This window comes from Methanobrevibacter sp., assembly GCF_030539555.1.
In the GTDB taxonomy this organism is placed as follows: Archaea; Methanobacteriota; Methanobacteria; order Methanobacteriales; family Methanobacteriaceae; genus Methanocatella.
The window spans coordinates 1-4,176 of record NZ_JAUNXX010000096.1 but is presented as its reverse complement, the minus strand read 5'-3'; the positions used below and the strand labels follow the sequence as shown (position 1 = coordinate 4,176).

Below are 4,176 nucleotides of genomic sequence, written 5' to 3'. Positions count from 1 at the left end.
GTAATTGTGGTTGATCCTGTTTTTGAACTTACCTTACTTTCAGCCTTATTTTTATAAGTAATAGTATACTTACCTACAGCCAAATTAATTGGTAGAGAAACAACACCATTAGTATCGGTTGTCTTAGTATAAGTCTTACCATCAATCTTAAGAGTAACAACCCTACCAGCCAAAGGAACAGCCTTAGAAGTCAAAGCAACCTTAAAACTAGTACCAGAACCTTTACCAAAAGTAGTAGTACTCTTAACAATATAAGTAGGAGTCTTAGTAGGAATAATAGTAACCTTACTAGAAGCAGAAGACGCTTTATAGAAACTATTACCCGCATAATAATACTTCAAAGTATAAACACCTTTACTCAAAGAAGGAAGCTTAATATAAGCAACACCATTAACATTAGTAGTCGCATAATAATACTTACCATCAACAGCAAACCTCACAGTCTTACCTTCACCAGGAGCATAACCAAACTGATTATGCAAAACAACCCTCACAATCTTACTATCAGACATCAAATAAGTATAATTATAAGCAGTAAGCTTAGAAGAACAATAATTAACCACTTTAACAGTATTAGTCTTAGTCAAACCATCAACATTATAAGAAACCATCTTATAAGAACCGGCAGCAAGACTATACAAACTCAAACTAGCAACACCTTTAGCATTAGTAGTAGCAGAATAAGTCTTACCATTAATCTTAAACTTAACCTGCTTATTAGCCAAAGCCTTACCAGCACTATTTAAAAAAGTAGCAGAAAAACGCCTAGCATCAGTATAAACCTTATTAACATCATTAGCAGTAATAGTAGACAAAATCTTAAAAGAACTAGTCAAAGAATAACCAGTCACCGGATTAGTAGCAACAACCTTATAAGAACCCGGCTTAAGATCAACCGCAAGACTAACAACACCTTTAGCATTAGTAGTCTTAGTATAAGTCTGACCATTAACACTAATCTTAACCTTAGTATTATTCAAAACTTTTCCATTTAAATCCAAGAAAGTGGCAGAATACATAGCACTTCCTTTATAATATTTAGTAACATCCTTAGCAGTGACAGTTTTTGATTTACTAATAGAAGAAACACTAACTGCACTAGAAGACACTCCCAACACAGCAGCCCCATTATCACTACCAATCAAAGAATTACTATCCGTGTTAGTTGATAAAGTATTTGAATTTTCAGATTCTAAAACTTCTTCACTTGATAGAGAAACTTTAGATGAATCATTATCAACATTTGAATAACCAGATACAGAAATTTCTGATGAATCAGCAGTATTCTCCATTGGGACTGACACATCTGATGTATCATCTACTAAGCTAGTAGCATATGAATCTGTAACATTTACATCACTAGCAGAAATAGCACTAACAGAAAACACAACCGCAAGCACTAAACACAAAGCGAGCAATATTTGTTTGTTCAAAATAATTTACCTCCATAACAATTTAATTAAATACCCATGGGAAAACAATCCCACTTCAACAATATTTATTACACAAATCTTATATAAACCTTTTTTATTTCTAAATCACATTAAAACAAACTAAATTCAAAAAATAAAGCTAAAATTAAACAAAAATTTATGAATAAAGAATTGTATACTTAAATTAACTTTTAAAAATACGAAACCATAGAAAATAATAATTTGAGTAACTTAAATATATTAAAGTTAAAACAATGATTGTAATAGTTATTATATGAAATAACATATAATTTTAAGTCAAATAAACAAAAAATACAGATTTAGATTATGGTAAAGTGAAAAATAACATATTTAATATCTCAAAAATAAAAACAAACACTAAAAAATAAAAAAAAGAAAAAATGTAAAATATTTTTTTCAATTTTACATCATAGGAGGCATACCACCCATACCAGGTGCAGGAGGCATACCGCTTGCATCATTACCACTTTCATCAGGACCTGTGGAATTCAATGCATTTCTTGCAGCAATCATATCATCAATGCGTAAAATCATTTCTGATGCTTCACCAGCAGACTGAAGTGCTTGGATTTTAACTCTTAAAGGTTCAATTACACCAGCATCTTTCATATCAACAACTTCACCGGTGAATACATTAATACCAATGAAAGCAGAGTCTTCGTGAGCAGCTTTCAAATCAGCAATTAGATTGATGGTGTCCAAACCTGCATTTTCGATTAAAGTTTTTGGAATAATTTCTAAAGCTTCAGCATATTTTAAAATAGCTAATTGTTCCCTTCCACTTACGGTTTCACCATAATCTCTTAATGCTTTTACCAAATCAATTTCACAAGCACCACCACCAATAAGAACTTTACCTTCTTCGATGGTTGCTGCAACTACACCTAAAGCGTCATCAATTGCCCTTGAGATTTGTTCGGTTACATAACGGGTACTGCCTCTCAATACAATAGAGGAAGCTTTCGGATTTTCACATTCTTCAACAAAAGTTAATTCATGGTCGAAGATTTTGTTAAGATAAACACGACCTGCAGAACCTAATTTGTCTTCAGATAAATCATCAATATCAGTTACTAATTTAGCACCAGTAGCTTTGGAAATTCTTTCAATATCTGATTTTTTAACTCTCTTATAGGCCATAATTCCAGCTTTTTTCAAGTAATGTTCTGCCATATCGTCAATACCTTTTTGACAGAATAAAACATTACATCCGGAATCAAGAACCTTATTTACTAAATCTTTAATCATTTGTTCTTCTTGGTTTAAGAAAGCTTCAAACTGATCAGGACTAGTTATATCAATTTTTGCATCAGTGTTGATATCTTTTAATTCAATAGGATATTTTATAATAGCAACTTTAGCATCTTTAACTTCTTTAGGCATATTTTTGGATAAAGGAGCTTTATCAATTACAATACCTTCAGCTAAAAATGAATCTTCTACTGAATCTCCAGAAACTCTTTGGATATTAATGTTATCAATATCGGATTTTCCGTCTTCTTCAATTCTTAAAGCTGCATCCACAACTAAATCAGCCAAGTGGTCTTTTGCATAATCTGAACCTTTACCACTCATTGCAGTAACAGCCACTTTTTTAAGAGTGTCTCTATCATCCGCATCAATAGCAATTTCATTCAATATTTCAATTGCTTTTGCAGTTGCATTTCTAAATCCTTTAACAACAACAGAAGTTGCGATACCATCATCTAATAATTCTTCAGCTTTAGATAATAATTCACCTGCAATAACAACAACAGAAGTAGTTCCATCTCCAACAATATCTTCTTGTTTTTTAGCTGTTTCAACAAGCATTCTAGCTGCAGGTTGATTGATTTCCATTTCTCGCATGATAGTTGCACCATCATTTGTGACAGTAACATCACCTAATGAATTAACTAACATTTTATCCATACCTTTAGGACCTAAAGTAGTTCTTACAATACCAGACAATACTTTAGCCGCTGTGATATTCATTCTTAAAGCATCTCTTTTTGAATATCTTTCAGTCCCTTCAGGAAGGATGAATATTGGTTGATTTGCCATTTCATAATCACCTTTAAAATTTTTAAATAAAATAATATAAAACTAAGTTTTTATACATATATAATATGGGTTTGAGGTAATATAAAAAGATTACCCATTAAAGTAACTTTAGGTGTGTTAATGTATTATGAGATAATTGATGAAATCAAATCCAATTTGGGAGAAAACAAGGAATTAAATAGAAAATATCTCTCTTCACAGATTGAAAGATATGCAGACCATCCCTACAACAAGGAGATAATCAGAGAACTATCCAGAATGATGTGGGATTGTCTCAGCGATGAAGAAAAAGAAGAGTTTATCGAAATATCTGAAAGCGAAAACCCCATAATGGATATTCTAAATGAAATTTCAGAATATATCGAAGTCGGAAACTATGAAACCGCCTTGAATAAACTAAACGCTTTCATGGAAAATTTTCCGGGAATGTATGAAGATGACAAAGTAAGTGAATACCATAACTTTTCAAATCCCCTAGAAGAGATATTATTCAGAAAATACATCGGCGCTAAAAAAGAGGTCCGGCTTATTCCTGACAATAAACCCCTAACTGACTTATATTACATTTATGGATTCCTTCTTTTTGAAAATAAACAATACAAAGAAGCTGAAAAAAGTTTAAAGAAAGCCAGGAAAATCAATCCTGTTTCAGCAAGAATAATATTGGAATTAAGTGAAA

The 4,176-nt window shown here is 31.7% G+C and carries 1 protein-coding gene and 2 pseudogenes; 1 reads left to right on the top strand and 2 read right to left on the bottom strand.

Annotation, left to right across the window (positions count from 1 at the left end):
• Positions 1 to 1,433, bottom strand: a pseudogene (locus tag Q4Q55_RS09820) (hypothetical protein); the annotation flags it as partial.
• A gap of 423 nt (positions 1,434 to 1,856) precedes the next feature.
• Positions 1,857 to 3,497: a thermosome subunit alpha gene (gene thsA / locus Q4Q55_RS09815; protein WP_303372629.1), complete on the bottom strand. Its 1,641-nt coding sequence runs from the start codon at positions 3,495 to 3,497 to the stop codon at positions 1,857 to 1,859.
• A 120-nt stretch (positions 3,498 to 3,617) separates the two neighbouring features.
• Here thsA and Q4Q55_RS09810 point away from each other — a divergent pair.
• Positions 3,618 to 4,176 (top strand): annotated as a pseudogene (locus tag Q4Q55_RS09810) (hypothetical protein); the annotation flags it as partial.